This window comes from Citricoccus muralis (assembly GCF_003386075.1).
Taxonomy (GTDB): Bacteria; Actinomycetota; Actinomycetes; order Actinomycetales; family Micrococcaceae; genus Citricoccus; species Citricoccus muralis.
Map to the genome: position 1 here is coordinate 154,097 of NZ_QREH01000001.1, position 19,450 is coordinate 173,546.

Genomic DNA, 19,450 nt, shown 5'->3' on the forward strand with positions numbered 1-19,450 from the left:
TCTCGTGATGGAGGGGGTGGAGGCGAGGGACTACGCCCGGTACAACTCCTCGATGGCACCCGCGTAGTCGGTGATGACCACGTTGCGCTGCAGCTTCAGGGACGGGGTGAGGTGACCGGACTCCTCGGTCAGCTCGGTGTCCAGGATGGTGAACTTCCGGATGGACTCGGCCTGGGAGACCGCCTCGTTGGCCAGGTCCACGGCCGTCTGCACCTCGGCCCGCAAGCCCTCGTGGGTGCTGGCCTCGGCCAGGGAGAGGGGCCCGAGGCCCTGGGCCTTGGCCCACTGGGCCAGTCCGTCCGGGTCGAGGGTGACGAGTGCGCCCACGAAGGGACGGCCATCGCCCACCACGACCACCTGGGAGACCACACCGGCGGAACGGATGGTCTCCTCGAGAGGCGTCGGGTAGACGTTCTTGCCGCCCGCGGTCACGATGATCTCCTTCTTGCGGCCGGTGACATAGAGGTACCCGTCCGCGTCCAGGCGGCCGATGTCCCCGGTGCGGAAGAAGCCGTCCTCGTCCAGCGCTGCGGCGGACGCTTCGGGCTGACCGTGATACCCGTCGAACACGATGTTGCCGCGGACCAGGATCTCCTGGTCCGCGGCGATGCGGACGGTGGTCCCCGGCACCGGCAGTCCCACGGAGCCGATGCGCGTGTGGCCCGGGATGTTGAGGGTGGCGGGGGCGGTGGTCTCGGTCAGGCCGTACCCCTCCTGCATCCCCAGTCCGGCGCCGCGGAAGAAGTGGGCCAGCTCCGGGTTCAGGGCGCTGGCCCCGGAGACGGTGTACTTCGCCGTACCGCCGAGGATCCGGCGGATCTTCGGGTAGACCAGTCGGTCGAACAGCGCGTGCCGGGCTCGCAGCAGGGCGCCGGGTCCGTTGCCCTCACCCCGGGCCTGCGCGTCCTGGGCCTCGGAGTACTCGATCGCGGTGGCGCGGGCGGCCGCGAAGATCTTCGCGGTGCCGCCCTCGTGCGCGGCGGCGGCAGCGCCGGCGTCGAGCTTCTCGAACACGCGGGGCACGGCCAGCAGCCACGTGGGGTGGAAGGAGGAGAGATCCGCGGTCAGCGTCTTCAGGTCCGAGGCATGGGCGATCTGGATCCCGCCGACCAGGCAGATGTACTGCACGGCATGCGCCAGCACGTGCGCCAGCGGCAGGAACATCAGGGTGCGCTGCTCGCTGCCGCCCACGATCCCCTGGGCGAAGGGCAGGATGTTGGCGGCACCCACTGCGAAGTTCGCATGCGTGATCCGGGCACCCTTGGGCTTGCCGGTGGTGCCGGAGGTGTAGACGAGGGAGGCGACGTCGGCCAGGCAGTTCGCGGACCGGGCCGCCTCGAGCGCCTCGTCCGTCACGTCTCGGCCCGCACGCTCCAGCTCGGCCAGCCCGGTGGCGTCCAGCGGGACCACGGAGACCTCGAAACCACCCTGCTCGGCGGCACGCTCCACCGCGGTGCGGTGCCTCGCGGCGGCCGTGAAGACCAGCCGGGCGCCGGAGTCCTCGAGGATGTGCTCCACCTGCATCGGCGAGGACGTCTCGTAGACGGGCACGGAAACGGCACCGGCGAACCAGATGGCCTGGTCGATCACGGCCCACTCGTAGGACGTGGGCGCCATGATGCCCACCATGGACTGGGGTTCCACGCCGAGGGCGATCAAGCCCTTGGCGGCGGACCGCACCTGGTCCAGGAAGGAGGCGTAGGAGACGTCCAGCCAGCCCCCGGCCCCATTGCGCACGGCGTAGGCGGGGGCATGGGGTCGTTCGGCCGCCACCGCCAGGAACCGGTCCGTCACGTTGGTCTCGGCGGGGAGGTCGGCGACCTGGTCCGTCTGGGCTTCCTGCATCATGCGCCTCATGCTAGCGCGGCATCAGATCCAGCTGCTCATCCACATCCGCAGCCGCCACTGGTCATAGGGAATCATCTCGCCGGTCCAGACCGGCATGAAGAACGCGCTGGCTGCCACGGCCACCGCCACGAACGCCAGGACCAGCACCGTGTTCCGGCGGCGGTTGGCGGGGCCGCCGAAGTGCATCAGGGCCCCGAGGCACAGGGTGAGCGCGAGGACGAGGAAGGGCGTGTAGGCGATCGTGTAGAAGAAGAACATGGTCCGCTCCGGCCAGAGGAACCAGACGAGCTGACCGGCGGCGTAGACCCCGAGGAAGGCTCCGGCCCGCCAGTCGCGGCGGCCCAGCCACAGGAACACCAGGACCAGCACGGCCAGGGTTCCCGCCCACCAGATGAGGGGGTTCGCCAGATCGGTGATGGCAGCGGAACAGGTGTCCACCGGGCAGCCGTTCGCGCCGTCGTCGTAACCCTCGTAGTAGAAGGAGGTGGGCCGGCCCATGAATGGCCACGTCCACGGGTTCGAGGCGTAGTCGTGGCCGGAGGACAGGTCCCCGTGGAACTGGGTGGACTGCCGGTGGTAGTCGCCCAGCGAGCGCAGCGGGCCGGGAACGAGGTGCTCCCACCAGGACTGCGGGGGATGGGTGGCGTGCCATTGCCGGTTGTAGCCGTTGCCGGTCACCAGCCAGCCGGTCCAGGTGGCCAGGTAGGTCAGGGCGCCCACGCCGACGACGGCGACGAAGGCGTAGAGCCCGTCATGCGTGACGCCGGCGCGGACCCAGTGCCGGATGCCGGCCACACGCCGGGCATTCATGTCCCACAGCACGGTCATCAGCCCGAAGACCGCCATGAAAGCCAGCCCGGAGAGCTTCACCCCGCAGGCCGCACCCAGGAGGGCCCCGGCCACCAGCCGCCACGGGCGCCATCCCAGCCACGGCCCATACCTCAGCAGGGACGACGGCGGCGCCCCACCATGGCGTGCCGCCGCGGCTGCCAGTCGATCGGCCAGACGGCGCCTCCCGTCCGCGCGGTCCAGCAGCAGCGCTCCGAAGGCGGCCAGGACGAAGAACGAGAGGAAGATGTCCAGCAGACCGGTGCGGGACATCACGAGGTGGTGTCCCTCCACGGCCAGCAGCAGGCCGGCGATGCCGCCGAGGAAGACCGACCGGAAGAGCCGTTGGGCGATCAGGGCGGTGAGCAACACGGACAGTGTGCCGGCCACGGCTGCGGAGAAACGCCAACCGGTGCCGTTGTCAGCACCGAACACCGCCATGCCGAGGGCGATCAGCCACTTGCCCAGCGGGGGGTGCACCACGTACTCGGGAGTGTTCTCCGGTTGCGGGTTTCCGGCCGCGAACTGCTCGTTGTGGTCCTCCGGCCAGTTCATCTCCACGCCGGACTGCAGCAGGGTGAAAGCGTCCTTGACGTAGTAGGTCTCGTCAAAGATCAGCTGGTGCGGGTGGTCCAGCCGGATCAAGCGCAGGACGCCGGCCAGGACGGTGACGGCCAGCGGGACGATCCAGCCCCAGTGGCCCGGGTGGAAGCGCTCGCCGAGCAACCGAAGCCGCAGGGCGGCGTCCGTGTAGGCGACTGCGGGGGTGCTCAACCACCGGCGTGTGGATGTGGCGGGCGCTGGATGTGCCGGCTGCATCGGCTGCACCGACTGCGCTGTGGGGGTGGACTGAAGCACCCTGCCATCGTACGTGCAGGCGGGAGCCGGATCAGGTGGGCTGGTGCGGGCGCACCTCACTTCTCTCCTGTTCTCTCCTGTTCGCCGCTCCGCCTGTTTGCGCAGGGACCGCCATGCTGGCATGATTCTGTCAATCCGCGGCCGACGGCCGTGGATTTTTTTCTGATTTCTTGAGAGGAAATCGATGTCTACTCCCGGTGACAGTCCGGGGCACAGTCCGTGCCTCCCGCTGACACGAGCGAATGCGCTCACAACGTGCGGTGGGGGGTGTAGTCATTGGAAATAGTCTCGATCCTGATCGGCCTCGTGCTGATCATCGCCTGCGGCCTCTTCGTGGCTGCGGAGTTCGCCTTGATCACGGTCAACAAGAACGAGGTCCGTGAGGCCGTCGCCCGAGGGGACCAGAAGGCCGCGGGCGTGCTGGAGGGCATGAACACCCTGTCCACTCAGCTCTCCGGCGCTCAGCTGGGCATCACCCTGACCAACCTGGGCATCGGCTTCCTGGCCGAACCGGCCATCGCCTCCCTGGTGGTCGGCCCCTTGACCGACGCCGGCCTGGCCGCACCGCTGGCACGCTCGGTGTCCGTGGCTCTCGCCCTGGTCCTGGCGACCGTCCTGACCATGGTGTTCGGCGAGCTGGTGCCCAAGAACCTGGCCATCGCCCGGCCGCTGGCGACCGCACGGGCCGTCGTCGGATTCCAGCGGGGTTTCAGTACGGTGACCAAGCCCCTGCTGATGTTCTTCAACGGCACGGCCAACCGGATCGTGCGACTGTTCGGCATCGAACCACAAGAGGAACTCGCCTCGGCCCGTTCTCCGGAGGAACTCACGGTGCTGGTGCGGCACTCCGCCCGCCAGGGCGTGCTGCCGGCGGACACCGCCGAGCTCATCCAGCGGTCCTTCGCCTTCGGCAACCGCCGCGCCCACGACTCGATGACCCCGAGTACCCGGATGACCACTCTGGCGCCGGGCAGCAGTGTCCAGGACCTGCTGCAGGTGGCTGCCACGACCGGCCATTCGCGGTTCCCCGTGATGGAGCCGGGCTCGTCGGCCGTCGAGGGCCTGGTCCACATTCGCCGTGGCCTGGCCGTTCCGTTCGAGGACCGCGCCTCCACGCCCGTCTCGGAGGTGATGGAGACGCCCACCCTGATGCCGGACACGATCGAGCTGGACCATCTGATGGACACCCTGCGTGCCGGTGGCCTGCAGATGGCCGTCCTGATGGACGAGACCGGGGACGTGGCCGGCCTGATCACCCTGGAGGACCTCGTGGAGGAACTCGTGGGGGAGGTGGTGGACGAACACGATCCGGACGATCTGACCAGCGAACGGATGCCCCATGGGGTGTGGGCCTTCGACGGTGCTCTGCGCCCGGATGAGGTCAGTGAACTGCTGGGACACCACATCGCCGAGGATCCCGAGTACGACACGATTGCCGGCCTCATCACCCTGCACCTCGGCCACATCGCCACCGTGGGTGACAGCGTCGAACTGGAGACCGAAGCCGCCCACGGCTACCCGGCCGCCCGAGTCACCTTCGCGGTGGAGGCCATGGACGGAGCGCGCATCGCCCGCGTTCATGCCACCGCAACACCCCTCGAGTCCCAGGAGGACGATCGCTAGTGGATACCGTCGGTATTGTCCTGACCGTCGTGCTGCTCGCGGCGAACTTCTTCTTCGTGGGGGCCGAGTTCTCCCTCATCGCCGCCCGCCGCAGCATCGTGGAGCCGAAGGCCGAGGAGGGCGGACGTGGCGCCAAGATGACCCTGTGGGCCATCGAGAACGTCTCGCTGATGATGGCCGGGGCACAGTTGGGGATCACGGTGTGTTCCCTGGCCCTGGGCTACGTGACCAAGCCCATGATCGTCTACGCCCTGCAGGGGCCGTTCGAGGCCTGGGGGATCCCGGCGACGATGATCGACACCATCGCGTACATCATCGCCTACGCCCTGGTGACCTACCTTCACGTGGTGCTCGGCGAGATGGTGCCCAAGAACATCGCGCTGGCCGGGCCCGAGCGCATGGCCTTCATCCTGGGGCCGGCCCTGGTCGTCGTCGTGCGTGCCCTGCAGCCGCTGCTGTGGACCATGAACGCGATGGGCAACGGCATCCTGCGCCTGTTCAAGGTGGAGCCCAAGAACGAGGTGGCCAGCACCTTCACCCGGGACGAGGTGGCCGGGCTGGTGGGTGAGTCCCGCGAGGGCGGGCTGCTGGACCACCACGACGAGCGGCTGCTGCTCGGTGCCCTCACCTTCGAGGAGCGTTCCGTCCAGAGCATCGTGATCCCGTTGCACGAGGTCGTCACTCTGCCGGCCGGCTGCACGCCGGAGCAGATCGAGAAGGTCGCGGCGAACGGCTACTCACGGTTCCCCGCCAGACGGAGGACGGGAGCCTGAACGGTTACATCCACGTCAAGGACCTGCTGGGCCTGGAGCCGGCGGCGCGGGCCGTGCCGGTGCCGGACCGTCTGGTGCGGAAGCTGCCGCGGCTGCACGTGGAGGACCACCTGCAGTCGTCCCTGCGCCACATGCAGCGGGACGGGGCGCACCTCGCCCTGGCCGTGGACGAGGCCGGGCACCCCTACGGCGTCGTAACCCTCGAGGACATGCTGGAGGAACTCGTCGGCCAGATCCGGGATGACAGCCGTGCCGCCCGGTAGATCCCGGGTGGCCGGACCGGACGGAGTGGCACCGTGAACGGTCTCGAAGGGGCCGGCGTGGCGGGGGACCTGATCTCCTGGATCGGGCTGATCCTCGGACTGCCCGTGCTGCTCGTGGGATTGCTGCTGCGCACAGGTGAGAAGGGCCTGATCCCCACCGAGGTCGTCCTCGTGGCGGACGCCGGAACGCTGTGGGCACGCTGGTTCTCCGCTGGCGAGTTCCATGAGCGGCCCCTGAGTGGCGCGGAACGCGCGCGCCTGGCCGGCCAGGACGTGTGCCGAGGCCATGTGAGCCGGCGCGATCCCTCCGTGCTGCGGTTCGAGCGCCGCACACCCGCGACCAGAGTGTGCCTGGCCCTGGGCTCCACCTTCGTGGTGCTGGGTGCGTGCGGGTTCGCGCTGTCCCTCCTCCCGATGGTGTTCGGCTGACGACAGCCTCAGGGCCCTGCCGGGGCGGGGGCGAGGAGGATGGCGGCCCGGTGTAGGTGGGGGACGTCTCGGCGCAGGCGTTCCTGGACGGCGTGGGCCAGATCATGACCGGCCTCGATGCTCAGGTTCGCCTGGACGGCAACGTCGAGTTCGGCCTCCAGGCGGTGTCCGCTCCACCGAGCGCGCGCCTGGTCCACGGAGATGACCCCCGGAGTGGCAGCGGCGGTGCTCTCGATCAGGTCCAGGGTGCCGGCCTCGACACCATCCATGAGCCGGCGCAGGACCGTGCGCATCGAACCGACCAATACCGCAACCACGACCGCTGCGATGACCAACCCGATGACCGGGTCCACCCAGGGAAGCCCCGCCCAGGCGCCGAGGACGCCCAGGGCGACCGCCAGGGAGGTCAAGGCATCAGTTCGGGCGTGTTGGCCCTCGGCGATCAGGGCCGCTGATCCGATGCGGCGCCCGGCCCGGATTCGGTACCTGGCCACGATCTCGTTGCCGGCAGCCCCGATGACCGCGGCGGCCAGCACCCACCCCAGGTGGGTCATGCCGCGCTGGGCGGTCAACGCCCGGACTGACTCCCAGATGATCAGCCCGGCAGAGAGGGCGATGACCGCTCCGATCAGGAGGCCTACGAGGTCCTCGGCCCGCCGGAATCCGTAGCTGTACCGCCGGGTGGGCGCCCGGCGGCCGAGGCGAAAGGCGATAATCAGCGGGATGGTGGTGGCCAGGTGACCCAGGTTGTGCAGGGTGTCGGCCAGCAGGGCCACCGATCCGCTCAGCCAGACGATCGCGATCTGCAGAAGCGCGGTGGCGCCCATGCCGGCCAGGCTGATCCATGCGGCCCGGATGCCGATGCTGCTGGCTTCTTCGGCAGTCTGGATCGCCTCAGAGTGGTCATGGCTGTGTGGAACCAGGATGTGTTTGATCCTCGCCCAGGCGCCGTGGTGACCAGTTCCCTCACCGTGGTGGTGGGGAGCATGGTGGTGAAGAGCATCGTGGTGAGGGGCGGGAGCAGGCGCACCGCCGTGGTCAGAGGAGTGTTGGCCCGGTTTCACTCTGTCATCGTATCTGCGTAACTACGCAATTAGCAATATGAGAGATAGAATGATGCCGTGCATGATGAGCTTGTCCACCCAGCCCCCGACGACGAGCATGCCCAGCTCGCCGCAGACGCCTTCCGCATGCTGTCGGATCCGACTCGGGTGAAGATCCTCTGGGCTCTGTTCCAGGGGGAGTCCAGTGTGAACGCGCTGGCCGAGCTCGTGGGTGCCGCGCCCACCGCGGTGAGCCAGCACCTGGCCAAACTGAAGTTGGGAGGGCTGGTGGAGAGCCGGAGGCAGGGGACCTTCGCTTACTACCGGGCCACCGACCTGCACGTGAACCGCCTACTGGTTGAGGCGCTCTCGCACGCCGAGCATCTCACCGGCGCCGCAACAGGAACGGACCCGCACCGCAACTCACCGCAGTCCCGCTAATTCCCTGGTCCCAGGTGGACGGACAGGTGGACGGAGAGGCGTGGGCCGTCAAGACCTGCGCGAGGAATGGTGCGATGGGGAGTCATGTTGAGAATGATTCTCATGTAGCATGTCGGTCATGCGCCTCACCGTCGTCAGCTCCCTCGATGCCCTGTGCCGTCACCAAGCGTGCGACATGCTGGCTTCCGCCTATCCCGAAGCCGTGCTGATGCTGCATGACCTGCTGGAGGACGGCCTGCTGGTGCGCCGATCCATCCAGCCGGGGACACCCCCACAGTGGGGAGAGACTCGACTGGAACATCCTTGTCCCAGTTGCGCCATCCGGCTGGACATCGTGCCCGCCGTGCAGCAGGCACGGGACGCCGGTGTGGAGCACCTCGTTCTCGGCTTGCCTCCCGCGCTGCCGGCGGCCGCCGTGGTGCGGGCACTGCGCGGCGGCGCGCGCCGGTCAGTGGTGCTCCATGCCGTGGTGCTGGCCTGTTCGCCGAGTGCGGTCGAGGACCAGATCTGGGACCGCCATACGCTCTTCGAGTCCGGCTACCTGGCCCTGCCCGATGATGAAAGGACCCCCGGGGAGTTCCTCATGGAGGAACTGGCCTCGATTGACACCGTGCTGCTGGCGGACCCGAACGTGGTCCCTGCCGACCCGCCTGCCAGTGCTCGCGGCCTGCAGCTGCTCCGGGAACTGGCCCCCCATGCGCGGACCACCGACCGGGCCACCGACATCGAATCCCTCCAGCGGGACGTGGCGGCATCATCATCACAGGGAGAGCCAGACGAGTCGTCCTCCGCCGGCGGCACCCCCGGTGGCGACCCCGCTTCGCCGTTCACCACGGTCATCCACCAGCTCCACCGTCCGCTGCATCCGGAGCGCTTCCATCAAGCCCTCCGTTCCCTCGCCCAGGGCTGCTGCCGCCTGCGTGGCCAGCTGTGGATGGAACCGGCACCGGAATGCCGGATTCTGCTGCGGGGAGCCGGTCCTCGCATATGGCTGGAGAACGCAGGCCCCTGGCCCGCCTATCTCGACTTCCCTTCGCCCGGGGCATCGGCTGCCAGGGACACCAACGCCGCCGTCCGCGCCATCGCGGACGCCGGCCACCCGAGCACCGTGATCTCCGCGACCGGGGAAGGCCCCGACTCCGCCGAGATCACACGACTACTCGCCGACTGTCAGCTGACAGAAGACGAGATGAAGAGCGGTTTCACCGCACTGGCCGACCCGTTCGGACTGCACACCACCCATGACATCGACTCCCGGAGGGCATCATGAAAGTACGGAACTCAGTGCGGGCGCTGAAGAAGGTCCCCGGCGCACAGGTGGTCCGCCGGCGCGGGCGCACGTTCGTCATCAACAAGAAGAATCCACGGATGAAAGCCCGCCAGGGCTGAGGCGGGGCTGCCGGACGGGGACTCAGTCCTCGGGAGGCCCTCTAGCATGAGGGGATGGCGCCTACACAGACTCCCGAGGACCGGCTCGGCGAAACCCCCGGTCAGATCGTGCTGGCGGCCACACCGATCGGGAACCTGGCTGACGCCTCCCAGCGGCTGAAGGACTTGCTGGCGACCGCGGACATCGTGGCCGCCGAGGACACCCGGCGGGCCCACCACCTGGCGCACGGCCTCGGCGTGAAGATCACCGGCAAGGTGGTCAGCCACCACGAGCACAACGAACGGGAATCCACCCCGGAACTGTTGGCGGCCGCCCGGGGAGGCGCCGTCGTCGCCGTCGTCACCGATGCCGGGATGCCGCTGGTGTCAGACCCCGGCTACCGACTGGTGTCCACGGCCGCAGCCGAGGGCGTGGACGTCACCTGTGCCCCGGGGCCCAGCGCCGTCACCACGGCGCTCGCGCTGTCCGGGCTGCCGACGGACCGCTTCGCCTTCGAGGGGTTCCTGCCCCGCAAGGAGGGGGAGCGGGCCCGCCTGCTGACCGAGCTGTCGCGAGACGCCCGCACCCTGGTGTTCTTCGAGTCACCGCACCGGCTGGCTACCTCCCTGGCCTCACTGCGGGACGCCTTCGGTGCCGACCGGCCCGCCTGCGTAGCCCGGGAGCTGAGCAAACTCCACGAAGAGGTGGCCCGGGGCTCGCTGGCCGACCTCGTGGAGTGGGCGAACTCCAAGGAGATCCGCGGCGAGATCGTCATCGTCACCGGGGGGACCGAAGCGGAACCGGACACGGACACGGCCGGCCAGGTAGCCGACGTCGAGGTTCTGGTGGCCTCCGGAACCCGGTTGAAGGAGGCGGTGAACACCGTGGCCGCGGCCCGCGGCATACCGAAGCGTGACCTGTACGAGGCGGTGCTGGCCGCCCGCGCCTGAGCCCTCGGCCTGCTGATTTCGGCGGAGTACGGTGACGCCCATGGCTATCGCACGCTTTCCCAGTTTCGTGATCGACTGTCCGGATCCGGTGGCCCTGGCGCGGTTCTACGGTGCCCTGCTGGGGTGGGACGTCCAGGACCAGGCCGACGGCGACGACCACTGGCTCGACCTCCGTCCCGCCGACGGCAGCAACTGCATCTCCTTCCAGCGGGCGCAGGACTACCGCGCACCGGATTGGCCGGGGCAGGACAACCCGCAGCAGATGCACCTCGACGTGATGGTGGAGGACCTCGACGCGGGGGAGAAGGCCGTCCTCGAGCTGGGGGCCACCAAGACGGAGTACCAACCGGGCGAGAGCTTCAGGGTCTTCCTCGACCCGGCCGGGCACCCCTTCTGCCTCTGCCGGTCGTAGCACCCGTGACTGTGCCGGGCGGCTGAGCGTCGGCGGCTTCGTCGCAAAGTGACCCGCGCACGTCACCGAGCGTGGCCGGCCAGTAGGCTGAGGCCGACGGTGCCCAGCCGTCCGGTGTCCTCCAGGACGCCGCAGGCTGGCCCGACCGAGCCGACTGACCGGAAAAGAGGTTCCCCATGACTGTCACCACTGTCACTGCCGAACGCGAGCAGGAACTGCTGCAGTCCGTCCCCACCGGCCTGCTGATCGACGGGGCGTGGCGTGATGCCAGCTCCGGCAAGACCCTGGACGTCCACGACCCGGCCACCGGCAAGGTCCTGCTGTCCATCCAGGACGGCAACTCCGATGACGCCATGGCCGCCCTGGACGCCGCCGCGGCCGCCCAGCACGACTGGGCCCTGACCGCCCCGCGTGAACGCGCCGAGATCCTGCGCCGCGGTTTCGATCTGGTCACCGAACGGGCCGAGGACTTCGCCTTGCTGATGACCCTGGAGATGGGCAAGCCGCTGGCCGAGGCCCGCGGTGAGGTGGCCTACGGCGCCGAGTTCCTGCGTTGGTTCTCCGAGGAGGCGGTGCGCCACTACGGGCGCTACTTCACCTCGCCCGAGGGCAAGAACAAGATGATCGTGACCCACAAGCCGGTGGGCCCGTCCCTGCTGATCACCCCGTGGAACTTCCCGCTGGCGATGGCCACCCGCAAGGTCGCCCCCGCCGTGGCCGCCGGCTGCACCATGGTGCTCAAGCCCGCCAAGCTCACCCCGCTGACCTCCATGCTGTTCGCGCAGGTCATGCAGGAGGCCGGGCTGCCGGCCGGCGTGCTGAACGTGGTGGCCGGCTCCTCGGCCTCGGCGATCTCCGGCCCGCTGATGAAGGACTCGCGCCTGCGCAAGGTCTCCTTCACCGGCTCCACCCCGGTGGGCGTGAAGCTGATGCAGGACGCCGCCAACAACGTGCTGCGCACCTCCATGGAGCTCGGCGGCAACGCCCCGTTCCTGGTGTTCGCGGACGCGGACCTGGATGCCGCCGTCGAGGGTGCGATGGCCGCCAAGATGCGCAACATGGGCGAGGCCTGCACCGCGGCCAACCGTTTCCTGGTCCACGAGGACGTGGCCGTGGAGTTCAAGGCGAAGTTCGCCGCTGCCCTCAAGGCGCTGAACCCGGCCCGCGGTACCGAGCCGGAGTCCACTGTGGGCCCGATCATCGATTCTGGCGCCCGGGATGACATCCACCAGCTGGTGCAGGACTCCGTGGCGGCCGGCGGCGAGGTCGTCACCGGCGGCCAGCCCAAGGACGGCGATGGTTACTTCTACATCCCGACCCTGCTCTCCGTGGGAAATGACAACCCGATCCTCTCCGAGGAGATCTTCGGCCCGGTGGCCCCCGTGACCACCTTCGCCACCGAGGAGGAGGCCATCGAGCTGGCCAACGCCTCCCAGTACGGGCTGGCCTCGTACATCTACACGAAGGACGTCAACACGATGTTCCGGGTCTCGGAGCAGATCGAGTTCGGCCTGGTCGGCTTCAACGCCGGTGTCATCTCCAACGCCTCCGCTCCGTTCGGCGGCGTGAAGCAGTCCGGCCTGGGCCGCGAGGGCGGCGCCGAGGGCATCGAGGAGTACACCACGGTGCAGTACATCGGCATGGCCGACCCGTACGCCGCCAAGAGGTAGTCCCTGACGTCAGGGCCTCGCGCTGGATCAGCGGCGGAGGGCCTCTGGCACCAGGGACCGCGGGAACCACCGGGCACGACGCCGGCCGGCCGGATCCGCGGCCTCCTCCAGTCCCGCGATGATCACCCGGGCAGCCTCAGCCACCTCCTCGGTACCCCGCGGAGTTGGCGCGTCCTCCGGGGCGTAGCGGGCCCAGGTGATCGCCGCGACCAGGGTGTGTCCGGCGGCCTCGAGGTCCGGTGACCGTCCCGCCACCCCGGGGGTCTCGAGGTCCGGTGGCCGTCCCGCCACCCCAGCCACCCCAGCCATCACGGGCGCGTCCGCGCCACTCAGCTCAGCCGCGGCTGTCAGCCTCGAGACGAACGCCTGCTCGGACTCATGCGGCTTCCGGCCCAGGCCCAGGTCCACGGCGGTGTCCTCCACCTCCGCCCAGGCCCGGGGCGCCGATCCGGAGGACAGGCGTGACTGCCGCCGCCGGTGCCGCGACCCACGGGGGAGGACCAGCAGCAGCATCACCACGAGGATCGCCCCCGCCAGGGCGAGCAGCACGCCGACCGGGACTCCGGGGGCACCCGGGGTGCCGGGCCCGGCGGTGGCGCCCGGGCCGGCGTCGTCACCGCGGGTTTCCGGTTCCTCGGAGGCGGACGGGGAGGGAGAGGCTCCCTGGCCCTCCACCGAGGGATCGGGCGAGGCGGCGGGGTCCGCGGTGTCCTCGGACTGGGCGTAGGCCGGCACACGGCCGACGCTCTGGGTGGGTTCGAAGGGCACCCAGCCGACCTGGTCGATGTAGAGCTCCGGCCAGGCGTGGGCGCGGTCCGCCGTCACCCGGTGGCGCCCGTCCACCGCACCGACCGGGGCGTACCCCACCACCACGCGGGCCGGGATGTCCACGGACTGCGCCATCATCACCATGGCCGAGGCGAAGTGGATGCAGTACCCGGCCCCGGCCTCCAGGAACTGCTCCGTCAGCTCGAGGCCGGAACCGTCATAGCCCTGCTCCACCGGAGCCGTCTCCGAATAGGTGAAGTCGTCGGAGAGCAGGTGGTCCTGGAGCGCCACTGCCTGCTCCACCGGGTTGTTCGTACCCGCGGTGAGGTCCTCGGCGAGCTCCTGGACGGCGGAGCCCTCCAGTGCCGGGTCCGCACCCCACCGGTTGTACACGCCCTGCGGGGCGACCGCGCCGGCGCGGTCGGCCAGCTCCTCGAACGTCAGGTCCAGGGGCAGCACGGCCGTCTGGTACGAGATCTCCACCGGGCTGGCCTCCTGGCGGTAGGCGCTGAAGGTGGTGGGGTCGACCTGCCATCCCCACTCGCCGACGATCGGCTCGATCGCCACCGTCTGGTCCGGCAGCGGAGCCCAGTTCCCGGTCCACCCGTCGAGGGACAGGGACACCAGGTCCCCTCTCGGTGGGGCATCGGTGTCCCCGGTATCACCGGCGCTGCTTGCATCGCCTGCCGCGCCGGCATTGTTTGCGTCGCTTGCCGCGCCGGTCTCGTCGCCCTCGATCTCGGCGAGGTGGGCCGCGGCCGGGTAGAAGGGGGTGGTGGTCGGATCGCCGGCGTGCTGCGGCGGGTTCGCGTCCCAGGGGGAGGCCATCACGTCGTCCACCACGGCCGTGCGCAGATAGACGCCCAGGCCATCGTCCGTCTCATAGGTGATGCCCGAGTACCCCTGACCGCTGCGCAGCTCCTGGCTCAGGTCCGCCGCCGGGTTCACCGGCCCGGTGCCCTGACCGAGGATGAAGCGTTGACCCTCGGGTGCCAGCCCGGCGGACAGGAACGGCAGTGTCAGCTGCGCCACGATCAAGGCCCCCACCGCGACGCCGGCCGCGGCCACCGTGCCCCATCCCGCCGCCCAGCGCCCTCCCGCGTCCGCCGGCCCTCCTGCGTCCGCCGGCCCTCCTGCGTCCGCCGGCCCTCCAAGCCTCACTGTCTCGACCCCGACCGCGCCGACCGATGGACTGCTCACACCTGAACCGGTATCCGCCGCCAGCAGCCCCAGCCAGGCCGCGGCGGCGAGCGCCAGGGCCGGCCAGGGGGTGGCCCCGGCCGTGATCGCGGCCGACCCGGCGATCAGCGCCAACGGCGGGAGGCCGGCGATGGCGGGGCAGCGCAGGCCCACGCCGATGGCATCGGTCACCAGGGCGGTCAGGGCCAGGATGGCGCCGACGCCGGCCAGCAGCGGCGCGCTGGTCTCCACCGGGATGGTGCCCGTCCAGATCGTCTCCCGTAGGTCGGAGGTGGAGGTGGCGATCGCGGCGAAGGTCTCCGGTTGTGGCGCCAGCCCGATCATCAGGGTCTCGGGCCACCACTGCCGGCACCAGAACCACCCGGCGGCCAGCAGCCCGGCCAGCAGCGGACGCAGCATCCGGGGACCCAGACTGCGCACCACGGCCGCGGCGCCCAGCCCCACCACGGCCGGTCCAGCGGCCGGCACCAGCCACGCCGCCACCGGTGCCCGGAAAGCGGCATCCACGGCCACGGCGGCGGACAACACCAGCACCGCGACCAGCGCCGCAGGCAGCCACACGGTCCTGAACATCCGACGGCCCGCGGTCATGACCCGCCTTCCGCCACGAGCCAGCCTCCGGCCTCCAACCGCTCGGCGGCATCTCGACGGCCCTGCGTCCCGAACAGCACCGCCACCCGCTGCAGGTGGTGCGGCACCGTGGCCAGCACGGGGAGGTCCTGCCCCACGGCGGTCCCGAGCAGGGCGACGACGGCGGCGGCCTCGCCCGGCAGCGCGGCCGGCCACGTGGCTTCCCGGAAGGCCGGTTCGAGAACGGCTGGCGCCAGGGATGCGTCCAGGGCGTGGCCGTCCTGGTCCATCAGCAGCACCTGGTGGCCGGCGTCCTGCAGCCGCAGGATCAGGGCGGCCGCAGCCTGCAGGGCCCGTTCGAAACCGGGGGAACTCTGCCAGTGGCGGCCGGCACCGCCGTCCACCTCGTACCGTTCGGCCGCGAAGGAGACGGCGCGGCAGTCCAGGACCACCACCGCCCAGGGATCGTGAGCCCACTCCTCCTGGCGCATCATGAGCCGGCCGGTCCTGGCCGTGGCTCCCCAGTGGACGCGGGTCAGCGCGTCCCCGTCCCGGTGTTCGCGGACCAGCAGGTCGTCCGGGGCGGCTTGGCTGCCCAGCAGGTCGGCGGCGTCGTGTTCACCGACGCCGGCCCGCAGGACCTGGTCGAGCTCGTCGTCCTCCAGGGGGAGGGGCTCCACCTCGACCCGGCTCGTCCCGGAGACCTGGGCTTGGGCCGACCACAGGCCGAAGGGCCCGGACAGGCGGGCCAGGGCCGGGCCGACGTCGTACACCCCGCGTTCGCGGGCCCGCCACCGGTAGCCGCCCTGCGGGACGAGAGCCGGCCGGCCGCCGGGGAGCGCATCCGCCAGGTGGGGCACCGTTCCATCGAAGGTGACGTGCGCGCTGCCGCCCACCCGCAGTGCGCCGGGCACCACGGACCGTGTCAGCCGGATGCGCCGGGCCAGCACCGTCCGCACGGCCAGCACGGCGCAGGAGATACCCACGACGACGGCCAGGAAGAGTCCCAGCGCGACGGCCTCACGCCGGCCCAGGGCCAGCCCGGCCACCACGAGGAGGGCCGCCGCCACGGCCAGGGCCAGTCCGCGCGGCGTCGGCCGGGGCGCAGTCGGGACGGAGATGCCAGTGATGGCGCGGCGGAAGGTGCGGGGGGATATGCGCGGGGTGGGGAGGGCGGAGGTCATGGCGGCGGGGGATCGTCTCAGAGCGGCTCAGGATGTCACGGGCCGGCCGGCACCGGAACCGAGTGCAGGATCCGCTGCGTGGTCGCGTCGGCCTGGGCGGCCTCCTGTGTGGAGCGGCGCCGGAGCATCAGCCGGTGCGGGAACACCACGGGGACGGCGCCGGCCACGTCCTGCGGTGTGGTGAAGGATCGGCCGCTGATCGCGGCCTCGGCCTTGGCGGCCCGCAGCAGTTGCAGCAGGGACCGAGGGCTCGCGCCGACGAGGACGTCCGGGTGCTCACGGCTGGCACGGCCCAGGTCGATCACGTACCGGGCGACGGCCTCGGAGACATGCACCCGGGACACGGCCTCGATCATCTGCAGGACCTCCTCCGTGGTGGTCACGGGGGCCAAGCGGTTCACGGGAGCGGAGGAGGGCAGCGGACCCTGGTGGGTGCGGAGCATCTGCAGCTCGGCCTCCGGGTCCGGATAGCCCATGGTGATGCGGGCCATGAACCGGTCCCGCTGGGCCTCCGGCAGGGGATAGGTCCCCTCGGACTCCACCGGATTCTGGGTGGCCACCACCATGAACGGTTCCTCGAGCCGGTGGGTGGTCCCGTCGACGGTGACCTGGTGCTCCTCCATGCACTCGAGCAGGGCGGACTGGGTCTTGGCCGAAGCGCGGTTGATCTCATCCCCGATGACGATGTTGGCGAACACCGCTCCCGGGCGGAACTCGAAGGTGTGACGGTCCTGGTTGAACACCGAGACGCCGGTGACGTCCCCAGGCAGCAGGTCCGGGGTGAACTGGATGCGGTTGACGACTCCGCCCACGGTCCGGGCCAGGGCCCGGGCCAGCAGGGTCTTGCCCACGCCCGGGACGTCCTCCACGAGCAGATGCCCGCCGGCCAGCAGGACCAGCAGGGCGGTGCGGACCGCCTGGTGCTTGCCGTCCACCACGGAGTCCATGGCGTCCAGCATCGCCCGGGTGGTGGCGGTGAGTCGCTCACCGCCCGCGGCCCAGGAGGCGTCCTGCCGCGGATCGCTCCCGGGCCCGTCCTCGGGCTGTTGGCCTGCTCCGTCCTCGTGCTCCTGCATGGCGGTTGACACGTCCACGGATCCTCCTGGAATGGTGCGGGCCCCTCGGGCCCCAGCCTACTGGTATGATGGTCCGCGTTGCCCAGGCGAGGGAGCTTTCAGCTCCGTGATCGACGAGGCTGCCGTACTGCACGGCTGTTTTCCTGCCTGGAAGGCCCGCCGCCACCACCGTGGCCGCGGATGAAGAAGTACAGGAGGAACACCATGAGCGACAACACCAAGATCCAGGTCACCCTGCGCGAGGACTTCGGCAAGGGCGCATCCCGCCAGGCGCGCCGCGACGGATTGATCCCCGCGGTGGTCTACGGCCACGGCGGCGACCCCGTGCACCTGCTGATGCCGGCCCAGCAGACCTCCCTGGCCGTCCGTAACCCCAACGCCCTGCTGACCGTGGTCCGCGACGGCCAGGAGCATCTGGTGCTGCCGAAGGCCATCCAGCGCAACTTCATCAAGCAGACCATCGACCACCTGGACCTCATCGTCGTCCAGCGGGGCGAGAAGGTCGTCGTGGACGTGTGGGTGCACGTCGAGGGTGAAGCCGCCCCGGGCACCACCTTCAACCTCGAGGAGGCCTCCGTGCCGGTGCTGGCCGATGCCACGCAGCTGCCGGAGAGCGTCACCATCAACATCGAGGGCCGCACCGCGGGCGAGCACGTCTTCGGTGCCGACGTCCAGCTGCCCGCCGGCTCCACCCTGGAGCTGGCCGACGACTACGTCATCGCCACCATCTCCGAGCTCACCGTCCAGGACCTGGGCGACACCGAGGGTGAAGGCGAAGAGACCGCGACTGCCGAGTCCACCGAGGGCTGATTCCTCTCGTGACAACGCAGGATACGGCGCGGGGGGCCGGTGCTCCGGCCTCCCCGCCAGCCTCAGGTGCCTCCACCTGGCTGGTGGTCGGGCTCGGCAACCCCGGGCCCGACTACGCCCGTACCCGGCATAACGTCGGCCAGATGGTCATCGACGAACTGGCCGACCGCTTCGGGGCCCGCCTGACCGCGCACAAGGCGGGCGCCGCCGTCGGGACTGCCCACACGGCACCCGGCGGGCCCAAGCTGCTGCTGGCCAAGCCGGCCAGCTACATGAACGTGTCAGGTCGCCCCGTGGGCGCCCTGGCGCGGTTCTACTCCGTGGCCCCGGCGAACATCATCGTGGTGCACGACGAGATCGACATCCCCTTCGACGCGCTGAAGCTGAAGATCGGCGGCAGCGAGGGCGGCCACAACGGGCTGAAGTCCATCTCCCAGGTGCTCGGCACCAAGGACTACCTCCGCGTCCGCGTCGGCGTCGGCCGGCCGCCGGGACGCCAGCCCGCCGCGGACTTCGTCCTGCGGCCCTTCAGCGCCGCCGAGCGCGAGTTGCTGCCCCTCCACCTGGACCGGGCGGCCGACGCCGTGGTCGAACTGGCCACCGCGTCCCTGGAGCAGGCCCAGCAGAAGTTCCACCCCGCGCCGACGCGCTGAACTGTGGCGCTGTACGGGTGCCGGTACCGGCTTCCTCAGTTCCGGCGGGCCACGTCCGCCAGGAGCCGCACCATGTGGTCCACGGCCGGTTCCAGGGCCTCGGCCATGGCCGGGTACGCCTCGTCCTCGCGGCCATAGGGGTCCGGCAGGTCGATCGAGTCCAGCGAGCCCCGGATGACGGGGCGGTGCCGGGACAGGTGGCGGGCCAGCTCGCGGACCCGTTCCGGCAGGGTCGCGTCCGCCGAGGCGGGGCCGGTCCAGGCGGGCAGCGTCCCCGCCGCCAGCGCTGCGGCTGCCGCTCCGAACTCCAGCATGGTGAAGGACCGGTTGAGCGCCCCGGGCGTCTCCCGCAGGACAGCAGCCAGGTGCTCGGACGTCGCGCCCACGATCAGGTCCGCCTTCTGTACCGTCCGCCTGTTGACCTGGGACGGTGAGTGCTCCCGCAACGACCGCAGGCCGGCGGCACGCTCGAGCGCATGGATCTGGGGCGGGACCGTGAGCCGTGGATTGACCTGGGTGCCGGCTGAGACGACCGCATAGCTGCCGGGGGCGGTCTGGTCCAACTCCCGGGCCAGCAGGTGGTGGCCGTAGGCGGAGCGGCAGATGTTGCCCGTGCAGACGAAGAGCACGGTGGCTTGCTGGTCGGTCATTCTCTACGGGAGCCTTTCGATCGGTCCGGCTG

At 70.4% G+C, this 19,450-nt stretch carries 17 protein-coding genes and 1 pseudogene; 11 read left to right on the forward strand and 7 right to left on the reverse strand.

Features of this window, described 5'->3' with window-relative positions; translation table 11 throughout:
• Window positions 1–30: 30 nt before the first annotated feature.
• Window positions 31–1,845, reverse strand: a complete 1,815-nt coding sequence (locus C8E99_RS00645) for an AMP-dependent synthetase/ligase (RefSeq protein WP_115933102.1) — start codon at window positions 1,843–1,845, stop codon at window positions 31–33.
• A gap of 24 nt (window positions 1,846–1,869) precedes the next feature.
• Window positions 1,870–3,495: a dolichyl-phosphate-mannose--protein mannosyltransferase gene (locus C8E99_RS00650; RefSeq protein WP_115930652.1), complete on the reverse strand. Its 1,626-nt coding sequence runs from the start codon at window positions 3,493–3,495 to the stop codon at window positions 1,870–1,872.
• 315 nt (window positions 3,496–3,810) lie between these two features.
• On the opposite strand from C8E99_RS00650, the gene C8E99_RS00655 reads away from it, so the two are divergent.
• From C8E99_RS00655 to C8E99_RS00665, 3 genes and pseudogenes are all read left to right on the forward strand, one after another.
• Window positions 3,811–5,157: a hemolysin family protein gene (locus C8E99_RS00655; protein ID WP_115930653.1), complete on the forward strand. Its 1,347-nt coding sequence runs from the start codon at window positions 3,811–3,813 to the stop codon at window positions 5,155–5,157.
• Window positions 5,157–6,193: pseudogene (locus C8E99_RS00660) on the forward strand (hemolysin family protein). The gene C8E99_RS00655 and the pseudogene C8E99_RS00660 overlap by 1 nt, the downstream one beginning before the upstream one ends.
• Window positions 6,194–6,226: 33 nt before the next feature.
• A complete protein-coding gene (locus C8E99_RS00665) occupies window positions 6,227–6,622 on the forward strand; it encodes a hypothetical protein (protein WP_115930654.1) in 396 nt (131 codons plus the stop codon).
• Window positions 6,623–6,630: 8 nt separating this feature from the next.
• Here C8E99_RS00665 and C8E99_RS00670 read toward each other — a convergent pair whose 3' ends face one another.
• Window positions 6,631–7,557: a cation diffusion facilitator family transporter gene (locus tag C8E99_RS00670; protein WP_425452902.1), complete on the reverse strand. Its 927-nt coding sequence runs from the start codon at window positions 7,555–7,557 to the stop codon at window positions 6,631–6,633.
• A gap of 186 nt (window positions 7,558–7,743) precedes the next feature.
• Between C8E99_RS00670 and C8E99_RS00675 the strand changes: the two genes are divergently transcribed.
• From C8E99_RS00675 to C8E99_RS00700, 6 genes are all read left to right on the forward strand, one after another.
• Complete coding sequence (locus C8E99_RS00675; RefSeq protein WP_147301145.1) at window positions 7,744–8,106, forward strand: ArsR/SmtB family transcription factor; 363 nt, start codon at window positions 7,744–7,746, stop codon at window positions 8,104–8,106.
• 118 nt (window positions 8,107–8,224) lie between these two features.
• The gene (locus tag C8E99_RS00680; RefSeq protein WP_115933104.1) at window positions 8,225–9,376 is read left to right on the forward strand and encodes a GTP-binding protein; all 1,152 of its coding nucleotides are present in this window, start codon (window positions 8,225–8,227) and stop codon (window positions 9,374–9,376) included.
• Entirely contained in the window at window positions 9,373–9,495 is a 123-nt protein-coding gene (gene ykgO, locus C8E99_RS00685; RefSeq protein WP_115930656.1) for a type B 50S ribosomal protein L36, read from the forward strand. Before C8E99_RS00680 ends, ykgO begins: the two co-directional genes overlap by 4 nt.
• A gap of 54 nt (window positions 9,496–9,549) precedes the next feature.
• Window positions 9,550–10,425 (forward strand): 16S rRNA (cytidine(1402)-2'-O)-methyltransferase, encoded by an 876-nt coding sequence (rsmI, locus tag C8E99_RS00690; RefSeq protein WP_115930657.1) that lies wholly within the window; start codon window positions 9,550–9,552, stop codon window positions 10,423–10,425.
• Window positions 10,426–10,465: 40 nt separating this feature from the next.
• Window positions 10,466–10,837, forward strand: coding sequence for a VOC family protein (locus C8E99_RS00695; protein WP_115930658.1), 372 nt, complete (start codon window positions 10,466–10,468; stop codon window positions 10,835–10,837).
• Between the two features lie 176 nt (window positions 10,838–11,013).
• The gene (locus tag C8E99_RS00700) at window positions 11,014–12,507 is read left to right on the forward strand and encodes an NAD-dependent succinate-semialdehyde dehydrogenase (protein ID WP_115930659.1); all 1,494 of its coding nucleotides are present in this window, start codon (window positions 11,014–11,016) and stop codon (window positions 12,505–12,507) included.
• A gap of 27 nt (window positions 12,508–12,534) precedes the next feature.
• Here the strand turns inward: C8E99_RS00700 and C8E99_RS00705 are convergent, their stop codons facing one another.
• Genes C8E99_RS00705 through C8E99_RS00715 form a run of 3 tightly spaced genes read right to left on the reverse strand, consistent with a single transcriptional unit; the run spans window position 12,535 to window position 17,305 of the window.
• Window positions 12,535–15,066, reverse strand: coding sequence for a transglutaminaseTgpA domain-containing protein (locus C8E99_RS00705; RefSeq protein ID WP_115930660.1), 2,532 nt, complete (start codon window positions 15,064–15,066; stop codon window positions 12,535–12,537).
• The gene (locus C8E99_RS00710; RefSeq protein ID WP_115930661.1) at window positions 15,063–16,229 is read right to left on the reverse strand and encodes a DUF58 domain-containing protein; all 1,167 of its coding nucleotides are present in this window, start codon (window positions 16,227–16,229) and stop codon (window positions 15,063–15,065) included. The genes C8E99_RS00705 and C8E99_RS00710 overlap by 4 nt, the downstream gene beginning before the upstream one ends.
• A 35-nt stretch (window positions 16,230–16,264) precedes the next feature.
• Complete coding sequence (locus tag C8E99_RS00715) at window positions 16,265–17,305, reverse strand: AAA family ATPase (protein WP_115933105.1); 1,041 nt, start codon at window positions 17,303–17,305, stop codon at window positions 16,265–16,267.
• Between the two features lie 204 nt (window positions 17,306–17,509).
• Between C8E99_RS00715 and C8E99_RS00720 the strand changes: the two genes are divergently transcribed.
• Both C8E99_RS00720 and pth read left to right on the forward strand, forming a co-directional pair.
• Window positions 17,510–18,115 carry a 50S ribosomal protein L25/general stress protein Ctc gene (locus tag C8E99_RS00720; RefSeq protein WP_115930662.1) on the forward strand — a complete coding sequence of 202 codons (606 nt, stop codon included), beginning with the start codon at window positions 17,510–17,512 and terminating at the stop codon, window positions 18,113–18,115.
• An 80-nt stretch (window positions 18,116–18,195) separates the two neighbouring features.
• Window positions 18,196–18,768, forward strand: a complete 573-nt coding sequence (gene pth / locus C8E99_RS00725) for an aminoacyl-tRNA hydrolase (RefSeq protein WP_245952412.1) — start codon at window positions 18,196–18,198, stop codon at window positions 18,766–18,768.
• A 35-nt stretch (window positions 18,769–18,803) separates the two neighbouring features.
• On the opposite strand, the gene C8E99_RS00730 is transcribed toward pth, so the two are convergent.
• A complete protein-coding gene (locus C8E99_RS00730) occupies window positions 18,804–19,418 on the reverse strand; it encodes an arsenate reductase/protein-tyrosine-phosphatase family protein (protein WP_115930664.1) in 615 nt (204 codons plus the stop codon).
• Window positions 19,419–19,450: the final 32 nt, after the last annotated feature.

Excerpts from the sequence above, each read along its gene's own strand:
- C8E99_RS00700 (WP_115930659.1), top strand. The coding sequence starts at position 11,014 with ATGACTGTCACCACTGTCACTGCCGAACGCGAGCAGGAACTGCTGCAG.
- rsmI (WP_115930657.1), top strand. The coding sequence starts at position 9,550 with ATGGCGCCTACACAGACTCCCGAGGACCGGCTCGGCGAAACCCCCGGT.
- C8E99_RS00705 (WP_115930660.1), bottom strand. The coding sequence starts at position 15,066 with ATGACCGCGGGCCGTCGGATGTTCAGGACCGTGTGGCTGCCTGCGGCG.
- C8E99_RS00680 (WP_115933104.1), top strand. The coding sequence starts at position 8,225 with ATGCGCCTCACCGTCGTCAGCTCCCTCGATGCCCTGTGCCGTCACCAA.
- C8E99_RS00720 (WP_115930662.1), top strand. The coding sequence starts at position 17,510 with ATGAGCGACAACACCAAGATCCAGGTCACCCTGCGCGAGGACTTCGGC.
- C8E99_RS00650 (WP_115930652.1), bottom strand. The coding sequence starts at position 3,495 with ATGCAGCCGGCACATCCAGCGCCCGCCACATCCACACGCCGGTGGTTG.
- C8E99_RS00710 (WP_115930661.1), bottom strand. The coding sequence starts at position 16,229 with ATGACCTCCGCCCTCCCCACCCCGCGCATATCCCCCCGCACCTTCCGC.
- C8E99_RS00695 (WP_115930658.1), top strand. The coding sequence starts at position 10,466 with ATGGCTATCGCACGCTTTCCCAGTTTCGTGATCGACTGTCCGGATCCG.
- C8E99_RS00730 (WP_115930664.1), bottom strand. The coding sequence starts at position 19,418 with ATGACCGACCAGCAAGCCACCGTGCTCTTCGTCTGCACGGGCAACATC.
- C8E99_RS00715 (WP_115933105.1), bottom strand. The coding sequence starts at position 17,305 with ATGCAGGAGCACGAGGACGGAGCAGGCCAACAGCCCGAGGACGGGCCC.
- ykgO (WP_115930656.1), top strand. The coding sequence starts at position 9,373 with ATGAAAGTACGGAACTCAGTGCGGGCGCTGAAGAAGGTCCCCGGCGCA.
- C8E99_RS00645 (WP_115933102.1), bottom strand. The coding sequence starts at position 1,845 with ATGCAGGAAGCCCAGACGGACCAGGTCGCCGACCTCCCCGCCGAGACC.